Origin of the sequence: Mariniradius sediminis (genome assembly GCF_021491425.1) — a bacterium.
Classification (GTDB): domain Bacteria; phylum Bacteroidota; class Bacteroidia; order Cytophagales; family Cyclobacteriaceae; genus Mariniradius; species Mariniradius saccharolyticus.
Genome location: NZ_JAKEVZ010000067.1, coordinates 1 through 306, shown reverse-complemented (window position 1 = coordinate 306; position 306 = coordinate 1). Strand labels below are relative to the sequence as shown.

The window sequence follows — 306 nt, the reverse complement described above, 5'->3', positions numbered from 1 at the left end:
CCAGGCATCCCCCGTGCGCCCTTCTCTACTTGCTTCGCGCCGTGCCCCCTTTTGCCGGGCACGGCGCCCGACGGGACCCCAACCCGCGGATCGCTCCGCGGCAAGGGGCCCGCCGCATATTCGGTTTCAGCACGTCAATGAACTTCCCCCGGGCAAAACCCGGAAAAGCGAAACGATCGGATGGAACGGCGCCGGCGGCGGCCCGTCCAGAAAGGAGGTGTTCCAGCCGCACCTTCCGGTACGGCTACCTTGTTACGACTTAGCCCCAGTCACCGGTTTTACCCTGAACGGCTCCTCGACGGTTAC

The 306-nt window shown here is 65.4% G+C and carries 1 rRNA gene; it reads right to left on the bottom strand.

What is annotated here, in order from left to right:
- Positions 1–210: 210 nt before the first annotated feature.
- Positions 211–306 (bottom strand): 16S ribosomal RNA (locus L0U89_RS20310); the annotation flags it as partial.